Origin of the sequence: Pseudanabaena sp. 'Roaring Creek' (assembly GCF_001402795.1) — a bacterium.
GTDB lineage: Bacteria > Cyanobacteriota > Cyanobacteriia > Pseudanabaenales > Pseudanabaenaceae > Pseudanabaena.
On sequence record NZ_LIRE01000129.1, the window covers coordinates 1 to 2,109 of the forward strand.

At 45.9% G+C, this 2,109-nt stretch carries 2 protein-coding genes; one reads left to right on the forward strand and one right to left on the reverse strand.

Going from position 1 to position 2,109, the window contains the following annotated elements; translation table 11 throughout:
* Positions 1–187: 187 nt before the first annotated feature.
* Positions 188–931, reverse strand: coding sequence for a cobalt-precorrin-6A reductase (locus tag AC805_RS04160; RefSeq protein ID WP_055074244.1), 744 nt, complete (start codon positions 929–931; stop codon positions 188–190).
* Between the two features lie 60 nt (positions 932–991).
* Between AC805_RS04160 and AC805_RS04165 the strand changes: the two genes are divergently transcribed.
* A complete protein-coding gene (locus AC805_RS04165; protein WP_197278626.1) occupies positions 992–1,945 on the forward strand; it encodes an RluA family pseudouridine synthase in 954 nt (317 codons plus the stop codon).
* Positions 1,946–2,109 lie beyond the last annotated feature (164 nt).

Consider the following 2,109-nt stretch of genomic DNA (forward strand, 5'->3'; position numbering starts at 1 on the left):
TATAGCAGTAGCCAGTTATGTTAGGACAAAAACAAAACCCAGAAGAGTGTTGCGGCGCGAAGCGCCGCAACACTCTTCTGGGTTTTATGTCTTAACTTATTTAGCTATAGCTATAAAATCACAAAATGGTGTAGCCATTGTGTGATTTGGTATAACTCCGCTTTGCGATCGCTTTAACCTTAGATTTTTAGAACAGGCGTAGCCACGCGATCGCTTCGGCGATCGATGTAACCTTGTTGCCTTCAGGCATGACGGGACGTTGCACCATGACGATCGGTAGCCCTAGCTCCCTTGCCGCAATGACCTTGGCATAGGTTGCTTCGCCACCACTATTCTTGCTGACGATCGCCTGAATCCGCAGATCCTGTAGTAATTGTCGTTCTCGATCTAAACTAAAGGGACCGCGATCGAGCAGGACTTGGCTATTGGGTAACTGGAGATCGGGCGGATCGATCGACCGAATCAAATACCACATCTCTGGGTAAATAAGCGATCGCTGTAAAAATGGCTCTAGTTGCTGTCTGCCCGATGTAATAAATACACGATGCAAGGATGTGGGAATCGCTTTGGCAGCAGCTTCAACGCTTTCTACCTCGATCCAGCGATCGCCCTCTGTTTTTTCCCATTGTGGTCGCACTAGCATGAGGTGCGAAATATTGACCTTCCGAGCGGCGATCGCGGCATTACAGGTTATTTGCCCCGCACAGGGATGCGTGGCATCAATGAGAAAATCAATCGCATTGTCCTGTAAATAATTGGCTAGCCCTTCGACACCCCCAAATCCACCAATACGGACTTGACCGACTAAAGCCGCTGGTTTGTTTGTACGACCTGCCAGCGAGCTAATTACTTCGATTTCAGCGATATTGTCCAGTTTAGCGGCGAGTTTAACCGCATCACCCGTGCCGCCCAAAATGAGAACCTTTTTCATGATTGGCAATATCAAAAATTATAAAAATTATAATGATGGGAATATACAACCTTGATGTTTATGGATTCAGAAATTACTTCCACAAAAGAGCATCTTAACTTGATCGAAGTTCCAGCGCATTTAGAAAAGTCCCAGCGGATCGATCTCTTTTTATCTCAACACCTGAATGAGCTATCGCGATCGCGTATTCAATCCTTAATTGATGAGGGCTATGTCACCATTAATGATATTCTCTGCGATAACAAAAAGAATTTAATCAAAGCAGGCGATCGTATTCAGTTAATTACTCCCGCCTCAGTCGCCCTTGATATTGTGGCGCAAGATATTCCCTTAGAGGTTCTCTACGAAGACGAACATTTAATCGTGATTAATAAACCTGCGGGACTGGTAGTCCATCCTGCGGCGGGGCATAGTGATGGAACGTTAGTTAATGCTCTCCTAGCGCATTGTCAAGAGCTTTCGGGGATAAATGGAACTCAACGACCAGGAATTGTTCACCGCTTAGATAAGGATACTAGTGGCGCGATGGTAGTGGCAAAAAACGATCGCGCCCATCAGGATTTGCAAGCACAGATTCAAGCGAAAACGGCAAGGCGCGAGTATTTAGGTATTGTGCGCGGTGTTCCTAAAAGCGAATCGGGAATAGTTGATGCGGCGATCGCTCGGCATAAAAGCGATCGCAAAAAAATGGCAGTGGTTGAAGATGGTCGTAAAGCGATTACCCATTGGCAAATTAGCGAACGTTTAGGAAATTACACCCTCGTAAAATTCGACCTAGAGACAGGGCGTACCCATCAAATTCGGGTGCATTCCGCCTATATGGGCTGGGCGATCGCTGGCGATCCCATATATGGTTATCCCAATAAGGAAACCTCGCAATATCTGGCAGGGCAGGCTCTCCATGCTTGGAAGCTTACTTTTACACATCCCGTTTCAGGTGACATAATTACCAATATCGCCCCATTACCAGTAGGTTTTGAGAAGCTTTTAACATTTTTGCGTCGTAGAGCGTGATTTATGGCTTTCGTTAAATGTGATAGCACAAAATATGGCGAAGCTTTGCGCCACCTATAGCTAAATAAGTTAAGACATAAAACCCAGAAGAGTGTTGCGGCGCGAAGCGCCGCAACACTCTTCTGGGTTTTGTTTTTGTCCTAACATAACTGGCTACTGCTATA